The 24,174-nt window shown below is 71.4% G+C and carries 14 protein-coding genes; 7 read left to right on the top strand and 7 right to left on the bottom strand.

From position 1 onward, the window contains the following. The first annotated feature begins 6 nt into the window (after window positions 1-6). The 6 genes from eccCa to IEY17_RS22465 all read left to right on the top strand — a co-directional run bounded on the left by eccCa (window position 7) and on the right by IEY17_RS22465 (window position 15,577). The gene (eccCa, locus tag IEY17_RS22490) at window positions 7-3,984 is read left to right on the top strand and encodes a type VII secretion protein EccCa (RefSeq protein ID WP_188990994.1); all 3,978 of its coding nucleotides are present in this window, start codon (window positions 7-9) and stop codon (window positions 3,982-3,984) included. Window positions 3,985-4,008: 24 nt separating this feature from the next. Further along, window positions 4,009-5,406: a type VII secretion integral membrane protein EccD gene (gene eccD / locus IEY17_RS22485; protein ID WP_188990991.1), complete on the top strand. Its 1,398-nt coding sequence runs from the start codon at window positions 4,009-4,011 to the stop codon at window positions 5,404-5,406. Window positions 5,407-5,415: 9 nt separating this feature from the next. Continuing rightward, window positions 5,416-6,738 (top strand): type VII secretion protein EccB, encoded by a 1,323-nt coding sequence (gene eccB / locus IEY17_RS22480; RefSeq protein ID WP_188990989.1) that lies wholly within the window; start codon window positions 5,416-5,418, stop codon window positions 6,736-6,738. Window positions 6,739-6,740: 2 nt separating this feature from the next. Then, complete coding sequence (locus IEY17_RS22475; RefSeq protein WP_188990987.1) at window positions 6,741-9,302, top strand: hypothetical protein; 2,562 nt, start codon at window positions 6,741-6,743, stop codon at window positions 9,300-9,302. A gap of 46 nt (window positions 9,303-9,348) precedes the next feature. Beyond that, complete coding sequence (locus tag IEY17_RS22470; protein ID WP_188990985.1) at window positions 9,349-12,633, top strand: right-handed parallel beta-helix repeat-containing protein; 3,285 nt, start codon at window positions 9,349-9,351, stop codon at window positions 12,631-12,633. Between the two features lie 235 nt (window positions 12,634-12,868). Then, entirely contained in the window at window positions 12,869-15,577 is a 2,709-nt protein-coding gene (locus IEY17_RS22465; protein ID WP_188990983.1) for a helix-turn-helix transcriptional regulator, read from the top strand. Window positions 15,578-15,615: 38 nt separating this feature from the next. On the opposite strand, the gene IEY17_RS22460 is transcribed toward IEY17_RS22465, so the two are convergent. The 5 genes from IEY17_RS22460 to IEY17_RS22440 form a co-directional block, all read right to left on the bottom strand. After that, window positions 15,616-16,293 (bottom strand): response regulator transcription factor, encoded by a 678-nt coding sequence (locus IEY17_RS22460; RefSeq protein WP_188990981.1) that lies wholly within the window; start codon window positions 16,291-16,293, stop codon window positions 15,616-15,618. A gap of 88 nt (window positions 16,294-16,381) precedes the next feature. Then, window positions 16,382-17,785 carry a LuxR family transcriptional regulator gene (locus IEY17_RS22455; protein ID WP_188990979.1) on the bottom strand — a complete coding sequence of 468 codons (1,404 nt, stop codon included), beginning with the start codon at window positions 17,783-17,785 and terminating at the stop codon, window positions 16,382-16,384. Window positions 17,786-18,214: 429 nt separating this feature from the next. Beyond that, window positions 18,215-18,580 carry an RNA-binding S4 domain-containing protein gene (locus tag IEY17_RS22450; RefSeq protein WP_188990977.1) on the bottom strand — a complete coding sequence of 122 codons (366 nt, stop codon included), beginning with the start codon at window positions 18,578-18,580 and terminating at the stop codon, window positions 18,215-18,217. Between the two features lie 85 nt (window positions 18,581-18,665). Continuing rightward, window positions 18,666-19,310 carry a CoA transferase subunit B gene (locus IEY17_RS22445; protein WP_268240386.1) on the bottom strand — a complete coding sequence of 215 codons (645 nt, stop codon included), beginning with the start codon at window positions 19,308-19,310 and terminating at the stop codon, window positions 18,666-18,668. 17 nt (window positions 19,311-19,327) lie between these two features. Next, window positions 19,328-20,032, bottom strand: a complete 705-nt coding sequence (locus IEY17_RS22440) for a CoA transferase subunit A (RefSeq protein ID WP_188990975.1) — start codon at window positions 20,030-20,032, stop codon at window positions 19,328-19,330. 160 nt (window positions 20,033-20,192) lie between these two features. Between IEY17_RS22440 and IEY17_RS22435 the strand changes: the two genes are divergently transcribed. Continuing rightward, window positions 20,193-20,978 (top strand): IclR family transcriptional regulator, encoded by a 786-nt coding sequence (locus IEY17_RS22435; protein ID WP_188990973.1) that lies wholly within the window; start codon window positions 20,193-20,195, stop codon window positions 20,976-20,978. A 102-nt stretch (window positions 20,979-21,080) separates the two neighbouring features. On the opposite strand, the gene IEY17_RS22430 is transcribed toward IEY17_RS22435, so the two are convergent. Both IEY17_RS22430 and IEY17_RS22425 read right to left on the bottom strand, forming a co-directional pair. After that, window positions 21,081-21,503 (bottom strand): STAS domain-containing protein, encoded by a 423-nt coding sequence (locus IEY17_RS22430; RefSeq protein ID WP_229680483.1) that lies wholly within the window; start codon window positions 21,501-21,503, stop codon window positions 21,081-21,083. Between the two features lie 281 nt (window positions 21,504-21,784). Then, on the bottom strand, window positions 21,785-24,174 hold a 2,390-nt coding region (locus tag IEY17_RS22425), incomplete at its 5' end, for an ATP-binding protein (protein WP_308424018.1).

Below are 24,174 nucleotides of genomic sequence, written 5' to 3'. Positions count from 1 at the left end.
AAATCCATGAGCACCGTGACGGTCAAGCGCCCACCGCGGGTCGCCGGACCGGACATGCCCGAAGGCTCGGTGGAGCTCCAGGAGCCGCCGGTGATGGCGGAACCGGCGGCCCTGGACTTCCGCTCCGCGGCCATGTTCCTGCCCATGGGCATCGGGTCCGCGGCGATGATCACGATGTTCGCCGTGACCACCCGATCGTCCACGATGTACGCGATCAGCGGCGTCATGGGCTTGGGGATGCTCATCATGGCGCTCGCGTCGATCGGGCGGAACGCGGCGGAGCGCAAGCGCAAGATGGCCTCCGAGCGCCGCGATTTCCTGCGCTACATCGCGCAGTTGCGCGAAAAGGCCCGCAAGGACGCCGAGCAGCAGCGGCGCGCCGTCGCCTGGAACAACCCCGCGCCGTCATGGCTGTGGTCGATCGCGTCCGGGCCGCGACTGTGGGAGCGCCGACCCAATCACGACGACTTCGCCCGCGTCAGGATCGGGCTGGGCACCCAGGCGGCGGCCGTGGAGTACGTCGCGCCGTCCACCAAACCGATCGAGGACCTGGAACCGTTGGCCTCCGTCTCGCTGCGGCGGTTCCAGGAGGCGTACCGGACGGTGTCCGGCATCCCGACGGCGGTGAACCTGCGCAGCTTCACCAGCATCGAGTTCGCCGGTGAGCAGGACGCCGCGGTGGGCCTGGTGCGCGCCATGATCGGTCAGCTGGTGACGTTCCACTCGCCGGACGACCTGCGGGTGGCGGTGCTGACCAGCGAGGCCGGTCAGCCGGAGTGGGACTGGGTGAAGTGGTTGCCGCACAACGCCCACCCGAGCGCGCACGACGCGGCCGGCCCACTGCGGCTGCTGGCGTGCGACCACGACGAGCTGATGGACGTGCTCGGCCCCGACGTCACCGACCGCGGCGACCACGACCCGTCGAGCAAACCTGGCACGTCCGAGCCGTTTTTGGTCATCATCGCGCACCAGGTGGAGATCCCGGCGACGTCGCGGCTGCTCGACGCGGGGCTGCGCAACCTCGTGCTGTTCGACCTCACCGGACAGATGCCGGGCGGCCCGAAGGTGCTCCGGCTCACCGTCGAGGGCGAGACGGTGCAGTTCCCGGTGGGGGACGACACCGGCTCCGCGCAGCGTGACGAGCTCAGCCTGGTGCAGAGCGAGGCGCTGGCCCGGCTGCTGGCACCCAAGCGCACCAGCGGGGCGGTCGACGTCGTCGACCAGCCGTTGGAGAACGACTTCGAGCTGACCACCCTGCTCGGCATCCGCGACCCGCGCACCTTCGACGTCGCGGCGCTGTGGCGGACCAGGATGGCTCAGCGCTCCCGGCTGCAGGTACCGATCGGCGTGACCTCGGAGGGCGAGGTCGTCGAGCTCGACCTGAAGGAGTCGGCCCAGGGTGGGATGGGGCCGCACGGCATGCTGATCGGCGCCACCGGCTCCGGCAAGAGCGAACTGCTCCGGACGTTGGTGTGCGGGCTGGCCGCCACGCATTCCTCGGAGATCCTCAACCTGGTGCTGGTGGACTTCAAGGGCGGCGCGACGTTCCTGGGTATGGACCAGCTGCCGCACACCTCGGCAGTCATCACCAACCTGGCCGACGAGCTGCCCCTCGTGGACCGCATGCAGGACGCGCTCAACGGCGAGCTGATGCGGCGTCAGGAGCTGCTGCGCTCCAGCGGGTACGCGTCGGTGTTCGATTACGAGAAAGCCCGGCTTGCCGGTGCCGACCTCGCCCCGTTCCCGGAACTGCTGATCGTGGTCGACGAGTTCAGTGAACTGCTGTCCAGCAAGAGCGAGTTCATGGACCTGTTCGTGTCCATCGGACGACTCGGCCGCAGCCTCGGCGTGCACCTCCTGCTTGCCTCGCAGCGGTTGGAGGAGGCGCGGATTCACCGCGTCGAGGGCCACCTGTCGTACCGGATCGCGCTGCGCACGTTCTCCTCCATGGAGTCCCGCGCCGTCATCGGTGTCGCAAAGGCGTACGAACTGCCGTCCGATCCCGGCAACGGCTACCTGAAGGTCGACACCACGAACCTGGTCCGCTTCAAGGCCGCATACGTCTCCGGCCCCTGCCCGCAGCTCGGTGCGGCCACGGCCACCAAGCAGGACCAGGTGGCAGCCGAGGTGGTCGCGTTTCGCACCCAGCCGTACCCGAGCCTGCACCAGATTCGGACGGTCGAGGAACCGGAAACCCCGGCGGAGCAGGAAAAACCGGAGCAGGACGACGACGGGCCGAGCCTCGCCGAGGTTCTCATCGACCGGGTGAAGGACGCGGGCCCGCCAGCCCGGCAGATCTGGCTGCCGCCGCTGTCGGACGCGCCGAGCCTGGACACGCTGTTGCCGAGTGTGGTGCCCGACCCGGTGCGCGGCATGACCGTCGGCGATGCCTCCCAGCACGGCACGCTGTGCGTGCCTGTCGGCGTCGTTGACCGCCCCTATGACCAGCTGCGGGATTTGTTGGTCGCTGACCTGTCCGGGGCGGACGGGCACGTGGGCATCGTGGGTGCACCGCAGGCCGGGAAGTCGACGCTGCTGCGGACCCTGCTGCTGGGGCTCGCCCTGACCAACACCCCGGAGGAGGTCCAGTTCTACTGCCTGGACTTCGGCGGTGGCGGAATCATGTCGATCTCCGGTCTGCCGCACGTGGGATCGGTCGCGACCAGGATGGAACGCGACCGCGTGGTGCGCACCATCGCCGAAATGCTGCAGCTGCTGGAACGCCGCGAAGCGTTGTTCGCCGAGCATGGGTTCGAGTCGATCTCGGCCTACCTGCGGGCGCGGTCGCGCGGCGAGGTCGAAGATCAGTACGGCCACGTCTTCCTGGTCGTGGACGGCTGGTTCACCGTCAAGCAGGATTTCAGCGACCTGGAGCAGCACTTCAACGAACTGGCCTCCCGCGGGCTGTCGTTCGGCATCCACGTGGTGGTCACGGCGAATCGGTGGTCGGAGATCCGCACCTGGCTGCGTGACCTGCTCGGCACCAAGTTCGAGCTACGGCTCGGTGATGCGATGGAGTCCGAGGTCGGGTCCCGCAAGGCCGCGACCGTGCCCAACCAGCCTGGCCGTGGCATGACCCCGGAGGGCTACCACTTCCTCACCGCGCTGCCTCGCCTGGACGGCAGTTCCGCGGTCGACGACCTGGCGGACGCGACCCGCATGGTCATCGAGGAAGTGCGGGCGTTCTGGACCGGCCGCAGCGCGCCCGCGGTGCGGATGCTGCCGACGCAGTTGCCCGTGGAGACGCTGCCCGCGCCGGAACCGCCGTTCCGGGTGTGCCTGGGGCACGACGAGCAGCGGCTGGAACCGGTGTGGCACGACTTCTTCACCCACCCGCACCTGCTGGTCTTCGGCGACACCGCGACGGGCAAGACGAACCTGCTGCGTCTGGTGCTGCGGGCGATCCGGCAGCGCTACCGGCCGGACGAGGCCAAGATCGTGCTCGGTGACTCGAGCCGCGACCTCGACCGGGAAGTGCCCGCCGAGTACAGCTCGGGCTTCGCGTTCACCTCGGACGCGTTGCAGCAGCTGGCCGGGCAGGCGGTCACCTCGATGAGACGGCGCGTGCCGGGGGCGGACATCTCGTCGGAGCGCCTGCGCGCCCGCGACTGGTGGGAGGGCCCGGAGTTGTTCCTCGTCGTGGACGACTACGAGCTGCTGGCCCAGACCGGTCTGGGGTCCCCGCTGGAGCCGCTGCTGCCGCTGATCCCCCAAGGCGTCCACATCGGACTGCATCTCATCGTCGCGCGGAGCACCTCCAGCGCGATGCGCGGAATGATGGACCCCGTGCTGCGCCGGTTGTGGGAGCTGGCCACCCCTGGTGTGCTCCTGTCCTACCCCAAGGAGGAGGGCACGTTCCTCGGGGAGGCCAAACCCCGCAAACTCCCGCCCGGTCGCGCGCAGCTCGTCACCCGCCGCGGCATCCGGTTGATCCAGACCGGCCTGGTGACCGTCGATTCCCCGGTCTCCACCCCCGGCCGCTGAACCACGACCAAGGAAGGAAAGGTCATGACCACCGCTGGGGCCGCGCAGCTGTGCCGGATCACGGTGTTCGGTCCGGACGGCAAGGCCGACCTTGCGGTCCCGGTCTCGACGACCGTGGCCGACCTGCTCCCGGTACTGCTGAAGCACACCCGTCAGCAGCCGCCTGGCGCCGAGTCTGTTTCCTGGGTGCTCCAGCGCCTCGGTGAGGCGCCGATGGACCCGGACGGCACGCCCGAGACACTGGACTGGCTGGAGGGCGAGCAGCTGCACCTGCGGCCGGCCGACGACCCGCTGCCGGAGCTGGACTTCGACGACCTCGCCGAGGGCATCGCGACGTCCGTGCAGCAGCGCGAGGACCGGTGGCGGCCGGAGTTCGGCCGCCGCCTGTTCCGTGTCCTGTCGTGCGCGGCCGTCGCGGTGATCGGGTTGGTGCTGCTCACCGACGGCCCCACCGCCCTGCACGCCAGCTCCGCGGGGGTGCTGGCGGCGGTGTTCCTCGTCGCCATGACGCCGATCGCGCGGAAGCTGCACGACACCGCGCTCGCCGTGCTGTGCGGTCTCGCCGGATGCGCCATGGCCGGGATCGGGGCGTTGCTCCTCGCCGACGGTGTCCCGGACGCCGCGGCCCCGACACCTCAGGGCCTCTTCGCCGCCGGGGCGAGCACCGCCGCGGCAGCGGCGATCTTGTTGGTGGTGCGGCAGTTCGCGGCCAAGGACGTCTCCTTCGCCCCGTTGCTCACCGTGCTGTCGGTGTCGCTGGCGGTGCTGGCGCTGCTGGGAATCGCCGCCGGCTTCGCCCTGACCCCGGGGCAGGCGGCCGGTGTGTTGTCCACAGTGGCTTTTGGGTTCGTGATCTTCGCGCCGCGGATGTGCCTGCGGGCGGCGTTCCTGCGCGGACCGCAGCTGCCGCGCAACGCCGACGACCTCCAGCAGGACATCGACCCGGTCCCGGCCGACGAGGTGGACGCCAAAAGCGCCACCGCGGACCGCTACCTGAGCGTCGTGATGGTCTCGGCCGCCGTGGTGTTGGCTGGTGCGTACCCGCTCGTCCTCGCCGAACCCGGGTGGGCCTCGTGGGCGATGGTCGGTCTGCTCTCCGGTGCGGTGCTGCTGCGGTCCCGCAACTTCCTCGGCGTCTGGCAGCGGGTGCCGCTGGCCATCTCGGGAACACTGGGCTTCACCCTGGTGACACTGTACTTCGCCGCGCTGTTCGCGCCGGTGTGGTGGTTGGTCCTGCTGCTGGGACTGCTCGTGGTGCTGTTCGCCCTGGTGCGGGCAGCGCTGCGGCCCCCGACGCGGCGCATGCTGCCGATCTGGGGCCATCTGGCGAACATCCTCGACACCGCAACGGCGATCGCGTTGGTGCCCCTGTTGCTCCAGCTGCTCGGCGTCTACGCCTGGGCGCGCGGATTGTTCGGGTGACGGCTGATTATGCAGACCCAACGAGACCACGTCCACGCCTACCAGTTCCTGATGGGGCGGATGAGCTCGGCCCTGGTGCTCAACGACCCGGCCAGCGCCGAGGTGCCCTCCCGGCGGGCGATCACTGGCGCGATCATCGGACTGGTGCTGGCCCTGCTCATCAGTGTCGGTTTCGGCGTCTTCGGGTTCATCTTCCCCGGCGGCAACAAGTCGTGGCAGGCCGAGGGCGCGATCGTGGTGGAAAAGGAGACCGGGACCCGGTACATCAACGTCAACGGAGTGCTGCACCCAACCCTGAACTACGCCTCCGCCGTGCTGCGGCAGGGAGCGGGCGCGAAGGTGTCGCTGGTGTCGCGGGCCTCCCTGCGCGACGCGCCGCGGGGCGCGCCGATGGGCATTCCCGGGGCACCGCAGTCGTTGCCGTCCGCGCAGGACATCGTCGGCGCGCACTGGCTGTTCTGCCTGTCCGGCGGAAACGACTTCACCCTCGACTTCGATCCGGACACGCCCGCCGCGACGCTGCCGACCGACCGCTATGCGCTGGTGGAGTCGCCGACCGCAACGCAGTACGTGGTCTGGGGCGGGGCGAAGCACCGGGTGGCGCATCCCGTCGTCACCGCCGCCCTCGGCATGGCGGGCGAACAGCCCATACGCGCCCCGCAGCAGTGGCTCGACGCCCTGCCCGACGGACCGGAGCTGGCCCCGGCGGTCATCAACGGAGCGGGCAGCAACGGCCCGGTCGTCGGCGGCCAGGCCCGGCAGGTGGGGCAGCTGTTCGAGTACCACGCGGCCAACGGCGACGTCGAGCTGTTCGTGCTGCGCAGGGACGGCCTCGCGCCGGTGAGCCGCACCGAGTTCACACTGCTCGATGCCATGGCGGGCAGTCCCGATCCGGTGCGGATCGACGCCGCCGCGGTTGCCGCCGCACCGCGGTCGGCCGACCGGTCGCTCACCCGCCGGCTGCCGGACCTCAGCCAGGCACGGCGGCTGGACAGGGCCGCGGAGTCGCTGTGCCTGCGCCAGACCCCGGTCGGTGCGCAGGTGCGGAGCGAGGTCGTGCTCGCCCCGCAGTCACCGCAAGGCGGGGTGGTCCGGATGCCCCCGGGCACCGGTGTGGTAGCCGCCGCGGTGCCCGTGCCCGCCGGTCGGCGCACGCCGGACCGGTACCTCATCACCGGCGGGACCAAGTACCTGATTCCGGACGATGACTCCATCCGGGCGCTGGGCTACGGCTCCGTGCCGGTCCGTCCGATCTCGACCGAACTGCTCGCCGCCCTGCCGAGCGGACCGGATCTCAGCCGGGCCGCGATGGGCGTGACTGGGAGGGGATGACGATGTCCGCACTGCCCCAGCTCCGGCGCCTCCGCGGGCCTTCGGTGTCCCCGGCCGTCCCGCTGGCCAAGCACACCGTCGGCAACGCCCTCGTGGTGCATCCGCCGCAGCAGATCAGCGACGAGGCCAGGGCGTTGGCCATGTCGGTCGTCCCGGACACGGTGCACGACCTGGTGGTGGTCGACCTGCCGACCGGGCTGCCGATCTCGGCGTGGGACGCGGTCGCCGACATGCTGCGCCGTAACCGCCGCGGCATCCGGCTGGTGATCGGCGGCCGCTCCCGGGAGGCGACCGCGTTGGTCGGCCAGTGGCTGTCCGAGCGCATCGGGCGGCCCGTGGTCGCCCCGGACGGCGTGGTGTTCCGCGGCACCGGGGGAACCCTGTTCGTCCACTCCGGACGCGGCAGCGGCTGGGTCCGGTTTCGGCCGGGCCGCGCCCCGGAATGGGAGGCCAAGCGCTTCCCACGGCCCTCGTGGGATTCCGGCGCCGTCGACGCGTGGCCGACCAGCTCGGTCGGCATCGCCGAACCCATCCCGGGCGGCGTGTGGATCCACTCGGTGACGCGGCACGCGGAGCTGCGCAAGCACTGGGGGCGGCTCGCCAGCGGGATGCCGTGTCAGCCGGATGTGTTCACTGTGGTGCTCGGTTGCCCCGGTGAGCCCCCGCTGGCGCTCGACGACGTGGCTCGGTTCTGGCACCGGCTCAGCGGGCATGACCGCGAGAGGGTGCGGTTCGTGCAGTACGGGCCGGTGCGGCTGCCGGACGGGGACGTGCTCGGGCAGGCACTCGCGGACCTGCTGGACGAGCGGATCATCACCTACACCGGCATGCCAGTGGGGTCGCCCGAGGCCCCGGACGTCTACACGATGTGCGCCGACGGCGAGCTGGGCTGGCAGTCGTTCGTCCGCGCGGTCGCCTATCTGCCCAAGACCCATCCGGCGCACCGGGAAACCCCCGCGCTGGTCAGCCACCGCGCGCCGGTGGAGGGGGTGGAGCAGATCTCGCCCGCGGTCTACTGGTACACGCCGGACGCGGTCATCGAGGTCGTGCAGGCCGGGCTGTGGCTGCGCCCGCCGCAGGATGCCCAGAACGAGGCGGCGGTGCGCGCGCGGACATGGGACCCCAACACCAGCTTCCTGGTCTTCGACGCCGCGGACGACAAGCGCGCCTCGCGGATGCGCCTGCTGGCCCAGGACGTCCTGGCCCGGCTGGACCCGGCCACGCGGGTGCGCTGCCGACTCGTTCCGGCCGCGGAGTTCGGGCAGGAGGTGGTGCGCGTCGCGGGCCCGGCGCTCGGCGAGCTGACCACCGAACCGGAGCATGTCCACACCGCCGGGATGGCGGCGGAGCCCGCTGCGGCAGAGGCCGTGCCAGGCCCTGCTGCGGTGGCTGCCCCGAACGAGGTGGCTGCCCCGAAAGACGTGAAAACCCCTGTGCTGGAATCTCCTGCACCGGTCGACGAGGTCTCGGACACCGAGCAGACCGTGCGCATCGGCCCGCCGATCGACGTCGAACCGCCAGCGGGAACGGCAGCAGGCGCGCCATCAGTCGCGGCGCCTCCGGAAACCCCGGACGAGACACCGGCCTCGGCGATGTCGATCAGGCTGGAGAGCTCCCCGGTGCCGGTCACCGGCGACGCACCGCAGACCGCGCCGCGGGACGAGGAACCCGCCCCGGAGCCGGACCCGGCAGCGGAGCCGGACCCGGCAGGCGCGGAGTCCCGGACCGCTGCCCCGGCGTCCAGCCGCCGGGACGAGCAGCCCGCGGCCCGGGTGCAGCCCACCCCGGCACCGGAAGCCTCCGCGCTGCTCCCCGTCGAGGGGCTCGCCGAGGAACGCACCTGGCTGCGGCGGACCCTGAACCGCGAGTTCGACGCCATGTCGGTGTCGGTGTCGCGCATCCTGTCCGAGCACCCCGGTTTCCAGTCCCGCGACCGGTCGTCCAGCGACGTGCTCACCGACGCCGTCGCGGTACGCCTCTACCTGCCGTCCCACGGCGTGGAGATCGACCGGGCGCTGCGAACCGGGGCCAACGGTCCGCACGTGCCCATGGCCCGGTGCGTGGTGTCCGGACTGCGCAAGCTGCCCTCGCACCGCGGTGCGACGGTGTTCAGCGCCTCGCCCACGCCCGAGCAGTGGCAGCTGTACCGCGAGCGCCGGTTGGTGACCGAGTGGGGTTTCCTGCACGCCCTGACCGAACCCGGTCCGCAGGAGGACGGCGCGGTCGACGTCCTGGTGTGGTCGATGACCGGGCGTCGGACGAAGCTGCTGGAGCCGGACGGGGCCGATCGCGTCGACAACCGCGTGGTCTTCGTGCCCGGCACCAGCTTCAAGATCCTGGAACTGGCCGAGCCGGGCGAGTCGGAGCGCGGCCGGATCATGCTCCGCGAACTGGCCGAGTCCGAAGTGGACGCCGAGGGGCGGGTCGTGGTGAACCAGGCGCTGGACGACCTGGCACTGACGTCCCTGCGGCGCTGCATGGAGCGGTGGGCCGGAGCCCGGCCGGGAAGTGCCGTCGGTGAGGCGGCGCGGTCCCGGTTCGGTTTCCTGCCCGGACTGGTGTAGGGGGCGTCGAAGTGGTGCGCGGCGAGTGCGGACGGGACGGGAAGAGATGAACCGCGAAGTTGTGGTGGTGGGCGCTGATCGCCCCGGCGCGTTCTCCTCGATCGGCGCCGCGCTGGCCTCGGCGGGCGCCGGGGCGACGATCAGCGTCCGGCCCGGTCGGTACGAGGAGAACCTGGTCGTCCGCCAGACGGTCAGCATCGTGGCCGACGACGGCGACGGCACGGTCGAAGTGCACGCCGTGCAGGGCAGTGCGCTGGTCGTCGACGCCGACGGCGTGCAGCTACGCGGCCTGGTGCTGCACTGCGAGGACGGCGAGGTCGCCGCGGTGGACGTGCGCCGCGGGGAGGTCGCCCTCGACGGCTGCCGGATCACCGGATCCGCGTGGGCGGCGCTGCTGACCAGGGCGAGAGGATCGCTGGCCGCCCGCGGGTGCGAGGTGACGAATGCGGGCGGCGCGGGCATCGTGATCGCGTCCGCGGGGCCCAGCAGGGTCGAGGACACCCGGGTGGTCGACGTGGCGTCGTCAGCGGCGGTCATCGGTGAGGACGGGGCGCTGACGCTGCGCCGGTTCGCCGTGGAACGACCGGGCGGCAACGGAATCTGCGTGAACGGCCGGGGCAGCTGCGTGGTCGAGCAGAGCTCGATCCACGCGGCGGCCAAGCCCGCGATCGTGGTGGAGCAGCAGGGCAGGCTCCAGGTCACCGGCCTCGACGTCCGCGACGGGACGAACGTCGACCTCTACGTCACCGGCGGTCGGTCCGTGGTGATCGCCGACTCCACGTTCTCCGGCTCGTCCGTCCAGGCCGTGCACGTCTCCGGTGCCTCACGGCCGGTGCTGCGCGGCTGCACCTTCACCGCGGCTCGCTGCGCCGTGCAGGTCACCGATCGGGCAGCTCCGGAATTCGTGGACTGCACCATCGCGGATTCCCCGACGGGCGTCCTCGTGGACGTCGAGGCGGCGCCCCGGTTCGACGGCATGACCGTGCGCGGCTCGACGGAGGCCATCGCGCGGGTGTCCGCATCGGCCCGCTTCACCCGGTTCCGGGCGTCAGCGGCGTCGGGTTCGGGTGTGCTCGTCGACGGCGGCGACGTCGTGTTCGACGACGTGTCGATCGAAGCGGGTCCGGCGCCCGCCGTGGAGCTGTCCGGTTCGGCGCAGGCCGCGTTCACCGACGCCCGGCTCAGCACGGAAGGTGATGCGGCGCTCGCGGCGAACGGCGGCCGGGCGCGGCTGACCTCGACCGCGCTGCGCGGCGGACTGCTTGTCGCCTCGGCGGAGGTCTCGGTGCAGGACAGCGAGATCACCGAGGCCAGGGCCGACGGCGTGCAGGTCGGTGACGGCGGTGTCCTCACCGCGACCCGCTGCCGGGTCCGCGCGGCCGGGCGGCACGGCGTCCAGGTCGCGCGCGGGGCCCGCGTGGAACTGGCCGAGTGTGAGGTGCTCGACAGCGTCGAGAACGGCCTGCACCTGGACGTGGTCGATGCGGTGTCCCTCCGGCAGTGCCTGGTGCGGGGCAGCGGCGGCGCACCGGTGTGGAGCCGCGACGGCGGACCACAGGACGCAATGGCGGGGCTGGTGGCCGAAGGGACCGCCGCCGCACCGGCCCGGGCCGAGGTGGTCGAACCCGCCGCGTCGGTGGACAACACCGGCAGCACGAGCCTGCGCGACGCCGGGGGCACGGTCCTGGACGGGCCGCTGGCCGAGCTGGACTCGCTGATCGGCCTGGACGGGGTCAAGCAGGAGGTCCGCGGCCTGATCAACCTGATCCGGATGTCGCAGGCCCGCGAGAAGATGGGCCTGCCGATGCCGCCGATGAGCCGCCACCTGGTCTTCGCCGGGCCGCCCGGCACCGGCAAGACCACCGTCGCCCGGCTCTACGGTGCGGTGCTCGGGGAACTGGGCATCCTGTCCAAGGGCCACATGATCGAGGCCGCCCGCGCGGACCTGGTCGGGCAGTACGTCGGTTCCACCGCGATCAAGACGACCGAGCTGGTGACCAAGGCGCTCGGCGGTGTGCTGTTCATCGACGAGGCGTACACCCTCACCGCCCAGACCGGCGGTGTGGGCCCGGACTTCGGCCAGGAAGCCGTGGACACGCTGATGAAGATGATGGAGGACCACCGCGACGATCTGGTGGTCATCGTCGCGGGTTACTCCGACCTGATGCAGCGGTTCCTGGAGTCCAACCCCGGCATGGCGTCCCGGTTCAGCAGAACCATCGAGTTCCCCAACTATAGCGTCGAGGAACTGGTCACCATCGCCAGCAACCTGTGCCGCAAGCACTACTACGAGCTCACCGACGACGCGATCGAGGCACTGACAACGTATTTCACGCGCGTGCCCAAGGGGGCGACGTTCGGCAACGGCCGGGTGGCACGCAAGCTGTTCGAAGCCATGATCAGCAACCAGGCGTCGCGCCTCGCGCAGCGGCCACCGACCCGCGACGCCGACCTGACCCGGCTGACGGCCGAGGACGTCGCCCCCCAGCTCGCCCTGCTGGAGGAGCTGCCCGCGGAATCGGCGAGCACGCCGGACGCTGCGTCGGATCCCGGCTCGGCCGTGCAGGCCACGCACACCTGGCGACGGCTCTCCGAGCTGGTCGGGGTGCCGGACGTGAGCCGATCGGTGGGCTCGGCGCTGGTGTCGCTGTGCGAGCGCAGGAACCGCCGCGCGGGTCTGGGCAAGCACGGCAACGCGGTGCTGGCCGGCAAGCGAGGCAGCGGACGCTTTGAAATCGCCCGGCTCTACGCGCAGGGCCTGTCCGAGCTCGGGCTCGTCGGCATCGGACACCTGGTGCGCCGATCGCTGTCCGACGATGTGCGTCCACAGTGGCCTGGCCAGGCCGAGAGCCTGATCGGCACGGCCTTCCGCGACGCCCGGGGCGGCGTGCTGGTGCTGGACGTCGATGCGGACGCCGAGACGCACCTGGATGTCGGGGAGGCGCTGCTGGGCGCCCTGCGCGAGAACGTCGGCGATCCGGTGGTGGTGCTCACCGGGGAGCGCACCGCGCTGGACTCGCTGTTCGGGTGCGCCCGGCAACTGCGCGACTGCTTCCCGCAGCAGTGGCAGATCGGCGACTACACGGCATCCGACCTGGCCGCGATCGCCGTCCGGTACCTGCGCGACCGGGGCCACGAGGTGCCCGACGAGGTGCGCGCGGCGATGGCCCAGCACTTCGAGGCGTCGGGTGAGCGGACCGTGTACCAGGCCCACCAGTTCTCCCGGCATCTGGCGCGGACCGCGGCGTCGCGCACGGTCGCACTGGCCGATCTCGCCGGTCTGCGCGGGGCGGCCGAGTCCGTGTCGGGCGGTCTGGCCTGGGTTGGCTGATCGGTTGCCGGTAGGTGCACAGCTGGTGCCCTCCTGTCCTCGGATGTTCGTCGCCCGGCGCGGATACGCGCACCATCGAGATGCGGCGCGTACGAGGCGCGAGGAGTGCGAGCCGCCTGCGACCGGGTAAGAAAGCGTTAAGGAAATCGTCCTGGTTCGGACCGGGATTTGACCGGCCGGAAGCGGTAGAACTGGCCTCGTGCTCCGTTCGGAACCGAAGCCCACAGAACCAGCAGTGGCACCCGCCCTGCCGACGATCCCGGCGCCCCGCGCGAACACCGCGGACGTTCCGGGGGCGCGCAACCAGGTGCACGGGCGGGACGACGTCCTCGCACGGCTGCTCGACGTGTGCCGGCCCTCCTCGGGCGTCCGACTCGCCGTCGTCACCGGACCGGCCGGGATCGGGCGCAGCGCTGTCCTGGCCCGGACCCGGGAGCTGCTCGCGCACTGCGGTGTCGGCACGGTCGACATCCGGCTGGCTCGGGAGGAGTGCCCCGCGGCCTGCCTCACCACCAGGCTCGCCGACGAGCTCGGGGCGCCGGCCACACTGTCCAGCCCGATGTCGTTGAACCGGCTGCTCACCGCGGTGACCGAGCGGCGCGGCCCACTCGCGGTGTTCCTCGACGATGCGCAGCGCATCGGTCCCCGCCGCCTGCCGGAGCTGGTGCGGCTGATCGAGGCGCTGACCTGCGCACAGGTCACCTTCGTCTGCGCTGTCCGCACGCCGTTCGCGGCTTCCCGCACAGCCCTGGATCCGCTGCGCCACGCCGGTCTCGTGCACGAGGAACGCCTGCGCCCGCTGTCTGCACCGGCGGTGCGGCGCATCGTCTCCGACCGCCTGCAGGCCGTCCCCACCCCGGAACTGCTGGCGGCGGTGCGGAACGCGAGCCGCGGCATCCCGGCCTTCGTGCACGGTGCGGTGGACGCCCACGTCCACGGCGACTGCGTGCAGGTGGTCGACCAGCACGCGTGCCTGGGCGCCAACCGGTCGCCGCGCCTGTGGCGGGCACATCCGCTGGCAGCAGGACTGCGCGAGCTCGGGGCGCCGTACTGGCTGGTGCTCAAGGCACTGTCCCTGTTGCACCCGTTGTCGGGCCCGGTCCCCGCGCTGATCGCCGAGGTCGTCGGGCTGAGCGAGCAACGCGTCCGCGAGGTGTTGCGAGCCCTGCGCGAAGCCGGGGTGCTGCGCTGCGGGAAAGGCGGGACCGCGTGGACGTTCCGCGTTCCGCTGCTCGCCACGGTGCTTGATGCGTGCCTGGGCCCGTTCGAGCGGCGACGGATCTCCGCGCGGGCCGTGACCGCGCTGTGGCGCGGCGAAGCCAGCTGTGCGGACCACAACTACCTGCCGAAGCGGCTGGCCGGTGCGGGCCGGCTGATCGACCCGGAACGCGCCGCGTCCACGCTGATCGAGCGCAGTGCAGCGGCCCGGCCCGACGAGGGGGAACTCGCCGACAGCTGGGCCAGCGCGGCCGCCCGGCTCGTCACCGACCCTGCCCGCCACGCCGAGGTTCTGCATCGGCACGCCGTGACGTGCGGACTGCATCTGCGGTTCGACTCGGTCGCACAGTCGGCCAGGACGGTGCTGCTCGCCTACCCAGACCAGCTCACCGACGACAGCCTGCAGGAGGCGCTGATCCTGCACGTTCTCGGACTGGCGGCACGCGACCCGGCGGCGTTGCGTGACCTGGCGGATGACCCGCCGGGGCCGCTGACCGGGCGGGCGGCGCAGCACGTCGTCACCCGCGCAGCCGCGTTCTGCCTGCTCGACCAGTGGGGGCGGGCGTACGACGAGCTGACCCGCAACAGCCAGCTGTGGACCGAGGCCGGTGGCAGCACGGCGCTGTTCGGGACGTTCCTGAGCGCGGTGGTCGGTGCTGTGCTGGGCAGATCGGTGCCGACCGGGTGTCCCGGTGGGCAGGTTGACGCGGTCGGTACGACGGCCGACGTGCTGCTCATCGTGGCGCGCGCGCTCGATTTCTTCGCAGAGCTGTACGAGCCATGGCGACCTGAGTTGCCCCACCGCGACCGGACCAGGGCCGAACTGACGCTGCGGGCCGGTCTGTTCGGCAAGTGGGACGAAGCGCTCGTTCTGGCCCGGTCCAGCATTGCCGGCGCGGCCACGTCCGGCCGGGCCGGCGTGCCCGTGACGGTTCCGCACACCATGGCGGCCATCTACGTTGCCCGGGGGCAGCTGAAGCGGGCCCGCACCGTGATCGAGGCGGCGCGTTCCCAACACCCCCTGCTGTCGCATGTGCTGGCCGCTCCGGAATCGGAGCTGGAAGCGACCCTCGGTGCACATGCGCGGTCACGCGCCTGCATCGAACGGGGACTCGCGCACGCGGCCGAAAGCGGGGCCCTGCTCGGCACCGACATGCTGTTGCTGCGCATGACCATCGCCGAACTGCACCGCGGGAACCTGGCTGCCGCGCAGCGGTGCGCGGCACGGATCGAGCAGATCGCCCAGCGCCTGGGCACCCCTGGCGCCCGGCGGTATCACCTGCTGGCCCGGGTGCTGGTCGAGCACGACGCGGCGGCGGCCGCGGAGCTGGTCGAGCTGGCCGAGGAACTCGGCAGACCGTTCGAGCTCGCCTGCGCCCTCGGCACGATCGCAGCGAGCGGGCTCGGCGACGGCAAGACCGTGCTTCGGGCGTACGAGCTGTTCGGGGACGTCGACGCCCTGATCATGCGCGTGCGGCTGCGCCGGTTGATGCGGGAACGCGGCATCTCCGTGCCCGGTCGCGCCACGACGGTGTCGGAGAACGAACGGCTGCTGGCCACGCTCGTCGCCGACGGACTGACCAACGCCGAGATCGCTACCGTCCTCGGTGCCACCAGCAAGAGCGTGGAGGGGAGGCTGACCCGGCTGTTCCAGCGCACCGGGCTGAAGTCCCGGGCGGAACTCGCGACCGCTGCTCTGGGCGGTCGTTTCCGCCGCGCCTCATGACCTCGCGGCGGCGTCGCCCGACCCACCAGCCGGCTCCATCACGGTTGCGTGGTGTCCGGTGCGTCGAAGCGGTATCCCGCACCCCACACGGTGACCAGCATCGTGGGATGGGCGGGGTCGTCCTCGATCTTCTCCCGCAGCCGGTGGATGTGCGCGGCGATGCTCGACGGGGCCTCGATGCAGTCGTCCCACACCTCGCGAACCAGTTCGTCCCGGCGGAAGACCCGCCCGGGGTGGCGCATCAGGTGTGCCAGGAGGTCGAACTCCCGGTCTGACAGCACCAGAACGCTCCCGCCCCGGTTGACCTGGCGGGACCGCTGGTCCAGCACGAGATCGCCGACGATGAGTTCGGTGGGCTGCGGATGCGGGGACCTGCCGCGCCGAAGCCCGATGATGCCCCGGATGCGTTGCATGAGTTCCCGCGGCCGGACCGGGGTGACGAGGTAGTCCGCCACGCCGAAACCCACCTCGTCGAGACCGGACTCGTCGGCCGTCGGCGTGAGCAGGATGATCGGTGCCTGGACGTGCCGCCGCACCTGCTCGCAGAACGAGAACCTGTCGACACCCAGCGTCGCCACGTCGGCGACGACGAGGTCCGGGGTCAGGCTGCGGACCAGTCGCAGTCCGGTCTCGCCGTCGGCGGCGATGGCTGCCACGATGCCGTCGCGCTGGAGGTAACTCACCACGAGGTCGGCCACGACGGAGTCGTCCTGCACCAGCACGACCTTGTGTGGTCTGGCCGGTGGTCGATCACCTTGTCGCGTCATGCCGCGGGCCCCGTCCCCTTCGGGGATGCGGGCTGTCTCATGCCGCGGGCCCCCACGTGTCGTCCGCAGCAGCCCGCCCGGACAGACCGGCCGCGACCAGCTCCACGCGCGACCGGCAGCCTGTCCGGACATACAGTCGGGTCAGGTACCGCTCCACGGTTTTCTCGCTCAGGCCGATTTCCGAGGCGATTCGCCGGTTGGTGAACCCCAGGCCGATCAGGTCGACGATGCGGGCCTCCACTGCGGACAGCGCGGCGCGGCTGATCCTCGCGGGCAACCCGGGGCGCTGGCGGGTCGATCCGGGCAACGCCACGGGGGCGCCTGCGCGCCGACCGTCGTCCGCCGGTGCCGGAGTCAGCGTGGAAAGCAACCGCCGAACGGTGGCGGCCTCCTCCTGGGCGATGGACGTGGCCAGTGCCGGGCACAGGCAGACCAGGTCACCGCGCACACCCTCCACGAGCGCACCCGCCTCCACCAGTCGGTCCACGCCCCGGCCGCACTCCGCGACGTCGACGCCCAGGACGCCGGCGATCAGCGGGAGCTCGTCGACGTCCAGGCCGTCGAAGGCCGCCGCGGCACCCAGAAGCCGCGGGCCGATCTTGCCGTGCCGGCGGATTCGGCGCAGTATGTCGTGGTCGTGGGGCAGTGCGATGGCCCCCGGATCCTTCACCCGGAGCCGGCCGTCCACGCAGACGAGCCGACCCTGCCGACGTAGCGCGGCGAGCGTGTCCAGCACCGTGCCCGGATTGCCGTACAGCGGCCCGAGCGCTACCCGAAGTGCCTGGTGGGTCCGTTCGTCCAGGTCGACGCCCACAATGCTCGCGATCTCGGCCTCGGACATCGGTGCCAGGGTCACCACGTCGTCGGCCAGGGAGACGAGTTCGGCGGCCACCGGGGACGGCACGGCATCATCCCGCAGGGACGCGACGACCAGGCAGCCGGGGCGGCAGGCGGTGACCAGCAGCAGCGCCGGATCCTCGGCCTCCAGCACGTCGTCGAACAGCACCGCGGTGGGGCCCGCCTGCCCGATCCGGGCGAACACCCTGCCCAGTTCGGCAGCGGTGGTGGCGAACCGGCTCTGCGGATCGGCCTCGTCGGGTGAGAGTTGTTCCTTGGCCCGAGCACGTGCACGGGACCGCGCCACCGCGCTGATGCCGTCGATCAGCTCGGAGCCACCCGAGCGGTCGAACTCGTGGCGAAGCGCGTCCAGGGTCTCGTCGAGCCCGGGCTGGGCGGAGCGTGCGCTGATCCGCGCGTGGACCGTCCGCACCCCGTCGGAGCGCCACCGTTTCGCCGCGGCGTCCAGCAGCCGCGTCTTCCCCATCCCGGCCGAACCTCGGATCAGCACCACCCGGCCGCGCTGGGCGCTGCGCCGCAAGGAGGAGCGCAATGTCGCCAGCACAGTGTCCGTGCTCTCGATGTGCGCCATGTCCCGCTTCATGACCGGCCTTTCTCCGCAACACGCTGCATTCGGTCGGCAATCTAGACCGGGGCGGCCCGGAGTCGCCCGCGTCGCAAGGAAAGCGGTCAGATGATGCAAGGATTTGGTAAGAAATGCGCCGACGGCCCGCGGTGCCGGGGCGGGGCTGACCCGGCTCGGCGTCGACCGTGCGCCCGAGCGCCAGCGTTGGCCGACCAACCGGAGGTACACCCCGGACGGCAGGGCACACCGAGCGCCCGAAAGGGAAAACCGGAACAAGTTTGACCCGGAATATGGTGTTATCCAACACGAATCGAACTTCGATTCTGCTGATGCTGTGAGGGGCCCTACATGAGGCGTGCGATGGCGCGTCTGATTGGCGCCACGGCCCTGAGCGCCGGTGCCGTCACGGGCGGTGCCGTGGCGGCGAATGCCGCGGTCGAAGGCAGGTCAGCGGCTCCCGCCGCGGAGCTTGTCGATCATGCGGCGATCCCGCTTCGTGGGCCGTCCGGCACCGCGCTCGCGGCGGGCCACCGGCACCGCGACATCCGGTGGCGGGGCCGGTGTCCGGTCGATGTAGCAGGTGGCGGCGTCGGCCGCGCCGACCCGTCGCTGGATCACCCGGACCACCTCGACGATCCGCGTCCGGCCACCGACGCGTACCCGAACCTCGTCACCGGGGGAGACGGTGGTCGCGGGTTTGGCGGGGCGGTCGTTGACGCGCACGTGCCCGCCGCGGCAGGCCGCGGCGGCGTCCGGCCGGGTCTTGGTCAGCCGGACGGCCCACAACCAGCGGTCGACACGGGTCTGCTCCACAGCTCTGCATGATGGCACGGCACCCCGAGGTGGTCCGGCCCATCCCCGCGCGCCAACCCCGAGCTGGCTACTCGGCGGCCGCCGCCTACCCGACGCCGGCGGTCTCCAGGATCGGGCCGCCGGTCTTCGCCCGGACCTCGTCCTCGGTCACGCCGGGTGCGAGGGACACCAGCCGGAGGCCGTCGGGGGTGACGTCGAGGACCGCCAGGTTGGTGATGATCCGGTCCACCACCCCGGCGCCGGTCAGCGGCAGGGTGCACCGCTCCACGATCTTCGGCGTGCCGTCCTTGGCCACGTGGTCGGTGAGCACCACGATGCGGCTGGCGCCGACCACCAGGTCCATCGCACCGCCCATGCCCTTGACCAGGGCGCCGGGGATGGTCCAGTTCGCCAGGTCGCCGTGCACACTGACCTGCAGCGCGCCGAGGACGGCGAGGTCGATGTGCCCACCGCGGATCATCGCGAAGGACGTCGCCGAGTCGAAGAAGCTCGCACCCGGGGTGACCGTCACGGTCTGCTTGCCCGCGTTGATCAGGTCGGGGTCCTCCTCGCCCTCGTACGGGAACGGGCCGAGGCCGAGGATGCCGTTCTCGCTCTGCAGGGTCACCTCGACGCCGTCGGGCACGTGGTTGGCGACCAGCGTCGGGATGCCGATCCCGAGATTGACGTAGTCGCCGTCGTGGAGTTCGGCGGCCGCGATCGCCGCCATCTCGTCGCGAGTCCAGGCCACGGGGCTGCTCCTGGGTTTCAGACGGTGGCGCGGGGGCGCACCGTGCGCTTCTCGATGTCCTTGGTCCGCTGGGTGGCGACAACCAGCCGGTCGACGTAGATGCCGGGGGTCACGATCCGCTCCGGATCGAGGTGGTCGTCGGCCAGGTGCTCGACCTCGACCGCGGTGACCCGACCGCAGGTCGCGACGATCGGGTTGAAGTTCCGCGCGCTGGCCCGGTAGGTGAGGTTCCCGGCCCGGTCCGCGGTGTGCGCGTGCACCAGCGCCACGTCGGCGACGATGCCCCGCTCCTGCACGTAGGTCCGCCCGTCGAACTCGGCGTGCGGCTTGCCCTCGGCCACCGGCGTACCGACCCCGGTGCGGGTGTAGAACGCGGCGATGCCCGCGCCTCCGGCCCGCAGCCGCTCCGCGAGCGTGCCCTGCGGGACGAACTCCACGTCCAGGGTTTTGTCGAGGTACTGCTGGGCGAACAGGGAGTTCCCCCCGACGTAGGAGGCGATCACCTTCTCGACCTGCTTGCTCTCCAGCAGCAGCCCGAGGCCCTTGCCGTCCACGCCCATGTTGTTCGAGACCACGGTCAGGCCGGTGACGCCGCTGTCACGGACCACCTCGATCAGGTCGCTTGGGATACCGCACAGGCCGAACCCGCCGACGGCGATGGTGATGCCGTCCCGCAGCACGTCGGCCAGGGCTTCTCGCGCACTCGCGCGCAGCTTCGACAACTCCGCACCTCTCGTTTCGATCGTCCGCTGAACGAGCAGCAGCAGTGAAGACCGGGTGGGCCGCGCAGGGCAACGGTTACAGCGGAAATCGCCCGCGATCTGCTCGCGCTGCGGTCACCTCGCCGTCGAGGCGTTCACTGAGCGGACGTAGGGTGGTGTCATGACCGATCGTCTGGGCGGGCACCTGGTGGGCCGGGTCGGCGCCGTGCTGCGGGCGCTGTCGACGAGGAACGAGGCGGGCGCGGCGACCAGCGACCTGGCGCGCGCCACCGACCTGCCCCGCCCGACGGTGCACCGCCTGCTCACCGCGCTCGCCGAGGAGGGCTTCGTCGACCGGGACCAGCGGACCGGCCGGTGGTTCCTGGGGCCGGAGCTGTACCTGCTCGGCGAAGCGGCCAGCATCCGCTACGACGTCACCCACCACGCACGCGCGAGCGTGCACCGGCTGGCCGCCGCGACCGGCGAGAGCGCGTTCTTCTCGGCCCGCCGCGGCGACGAGACGGTCTGCCTGCTCCGCGAGGACGGCGACTTCCCGATCCGGTCGTTCGTCCTCTACGAAGGCGCCCGGTTCCCGCTCGGCGTCGTCTCCGCCGGGCTGGTCATCCTGTCGTTCCTCGACGACGCGGAGATCGACACCTACCTCGACCAGGCTGACCTGGAGACGAGGTGGGGCCCGGCGCACGCGCCGGCGGAGATCCGCGCCCGCATCGCGCAGACGCGGCTGCACGGCTACGCGGTCAACCCGGGCTTGGTGGTCGAGGGCAGCTGGGGCATGGCGGCGGCGGTGTTCGACCGCGCCGGACGACCGGAGTGGGCGCTGACCCTGACCGGCATCGAGCCGCGGTTCCGGCCGGAGCGGCAGCGGGAACTCGGCTCCCTCCTGCTGCGCGAGGCCCACGGCCTCAGCCGCACGCTGAGCACCCGGAAGGACGCGAGCCCCCGCTGAGGGACCGCTTCCACTCCGTGGAACCGGCTGGCTTCCGGCATGCCGCATCCCGGAGGCGATGTGCTCGCGACCCAGATCGCCGCTCCCAGGCCGCCCAGCAGCTCACGGGGAGCGGGCCGGGAGACCGGCTTGGGCGGCTGCTTCGGCGGTGGCGGCGTAGGTGAACCGGTCGGCCACGTCGAGCAGGTGCAGCAACCGGTCCACCGCCCGGTTCCCGCTGACCAGCACGAGCGACACGCGTCGCATCAGTGCTCGGTGGCCCGCTTCCAGCAGGACGACGACGCCATCGGTGGCCACAAAGGACAGACGGGAGAGATCCAGCACCACGGTGCGGGCGGTGGAGGCGAACGCCGCGCGCACCGCCTCGGCGAACCGGGTCGCGGTGTTCATGTCAAGAACGCCACCGGTCTCCAGTACCACCACGCCGTTCGACGGCCAGTAGGTGCGCATCCGCAGCAGATCGGTCGCGGAGTCCGCCTCCCGGGGGCGGGGGATCGAACGGTAACCGATTTCGAGGTCAGACATGCACAGCCTCCACAGTGATCAGCCGACGCGTCGCGACTGGACGCCCTCGCGGAGAGGACCGGCAACAACGCCCCCCACGCTAGGCCAAGAAACCCGCTGACCAGCAGAAACGATATTTATCATCCATCACACCACGAAGCGTGTGCACACCCGGACGACTTTCACTAGGACGAGTGACGAATGCTCCGGTCAACCCGTGTGCGCCAGTGGCAGCGTCGCGGCCGTCGGAGTCACTGCTTCGATGCCGGTACGATGGGGGTGCCACGAGCGTCGCGGCAGCCTCACACCAGGCTCTGCAGGCGCGTGCGCAACGCGGCGGCGCGGGGATCGTCGAAGTCGGCCAGAGCCACCAGTGCTTCGCGGACGAGCGGCCGGAGAGCGTCGGCGCCGGAACCGGACGCGGCGAGGGCGTTCGCCAGGTTGCCCAGCGACCCCGCCAGCCGCCAGCGGTCGCCGACTGCCCGGTGCAGCGCCACGGCTCTCCGGTGGAAGTTCACCGCCTCCTCGGGCTGCCCCAGCGCCTGGTACGTCTCGCCGGTCTCGTCGAGTGCCTGCGCCTCCCTGCTGCGGTCGCCGAGGCGCTGCTGGATGGTCGTCGCCCGCTGGCACGGCACGAGGGCTTCGCCAGGGGAGCCCGCAGCCCGGAGGACCCGGCAGCGTTCCAGCAGCCAGTGCGCCTCGTGCGCCTCGTTGCCGCGCGCACGCGCGAGGTCGAGAGCGTGGTCGATGTGCGCTGCTGCCCGATCGACCCGTCCCAGTTCGCGTTCCACCCGGCTGGTCAGGTACAACGCATTGCCCTCGGCGGCGTAGTCGTCCTCCCCGCTGAAGATGGCCCGTGCCTCGTGCAGCAGCTCCGCCGCCTCGTCGTACCGGGTCAGTTCGATGTGGACTTCAGCGAGGTTGGCCAGGACGAGCGCTTTCCAGTAAGCGTCCTCCTGCCCTCGCAGCAACGCGGTTGCTTCCTGGAACGCGCGCTGCGCGGCGGCCAGTTCGCGGCGGCGCAGGTGGAGCAATCCGAGACCGTTGAGGGCGATCGCCTCGCCGAGGTTGTCGCCGAGTTCACGCCGGAGCGAGAGAGCAGCCAAGTGGTACTCCTCGGCCTCGTCGAGCTGCCCGGACTGCGTGTACGCCATCGCGAGGCTGTCGAGCAACTCCGCTTCGCCCATCTGGTCGCCCAGAACTCGCGCCGATTCCAGACCCACATGCCCGGTGGAGATCCAGTCGCCGAACGGGTTGAAGGTCATGTAGACGCCTCGCAACGTCGCGGGCAACTGCCATGCGATCTGGTGAAGTCCGGCTTCTGCGGCGGCTCGAGTCGCCGCGACCAGGAAAGGGCGCTCGGATTCGTACCAGCTCAACGCCTCGTCCTCGTCTTCGAACGACGGGGCGTCGATCGCGGGTGCGGAGTCCAACGGCATCCGGGCTTCCCGAGGGCTCAGCAGCTCCCGCACGCGGTCGGCCGCGTGGAGATACCAGGTCAGCACCCGCCGCAGTGCTGCTACCCGGGACTCGGGCGTCTCCTCCTCGCGGGCCTGCTCCGTGGCATAGCTTCGCAGCAGGTCGTGGAGTTGGTAGCGGCCGCGGGAGACCTGCTCCACCAGGTGGGCGTCGGCGAGCGCCTCCAGCCGCTGCCGAGCCTGCCCGTACGACGTGCCGGCGAGGGCCGCCACGGACGACACGCTGAATTCGGGTGCCGGATGCACCCCCAGCAACCTGAAGAGAGCGGCGGCGTCCTCGGGCAACGCCCGGTAGGACCACGCGAACACACTGCGGACAGCGTCGGCCTCGTCGTCGTCGTCGGTGGACAGGGCGTCCCAGAGCCCCGATTCGTCGCGGAGGTCCTCGATCAGTTCGTGGAGTGCCGTGTGCGGTCGGCGTGCCGCTCGTTCCGCGGCGATGCGCAGGGCGAGCGGGAGGTGCGCGCAGAGCCTGGCCAACTCGGCGAGTTCGTCGGGCGAGGCTTCGGGGCGGTAGTCCGCCGTGACGTTGCGCAACAGCGATACTGCCTCGCGTTCGGTCAGGACGCCGAGCGTGACGCGGTGGGCGCCCTCACGGAACACCAGCCCGGACAGATGGCTGCGGCTGGTCACGACCACGAGGCAGCCCGCCGTACCCGGAAGCAACGGGCGCACCTGGCCGGTCGTGGCGGCGTTGTCCAAGATGATCAGCATGCGCCGCCCTGCCAGCAGGGACCGGTACAGCGCGGCCCGGTCGTCGAGATCCGCGGGCACCTCGTCGGCGGGAACGCCGAGCGCCCGCAGGAAGCGGTCGAGCACCTGTTCGGGCGTAGCCCGCGGGCCGGGGTCGTAACCGTGGAGGTTCGCGTACAGATGCCCGTCCGGGAACTGGCTGCTGACCTGGTGCGCCCAGTGCACGGCGAGCGAGGTTTTGCCGACACCGGCCGTACCGGCGATCACGCACACCGCGACCACCATGGGTTCGGCGGAGTGCCCGGTGAGTACCTTGTTCAGCCGGCGCAGCTCCTCCTCGCGGTTGACGAACGACCGAACGCCAGCCGGAAGCTGGCGGGGTGGCACCCGGTCTCGTCGGGTGCCACCGCCGTGGAAGTGGACCCCGCCGTGCACGTCCCTGGCCTGGAGGACATCTGCCGCGGAGCCGGACAGCTCCGAGTGCGTAGCCCCGGTCTGCTCCTCCTCGTCGTCAGGATTCC

It is taken from the genome of Saccharopolyspora thermophila (genome assembly GCF_014646075.1).
In the GTDB taxonomy this organism is placed as follows: domain Bacteria; phylum Actinomycetota; class Actinomycetes; order Mycobacteriales; family Pseudonocardiaceae; genus Saccharopolyspora; species Saccharopolyspora thermophila.
This window is presented reverse-complemented; position numbering and strand designations above follow the sequence as displayed.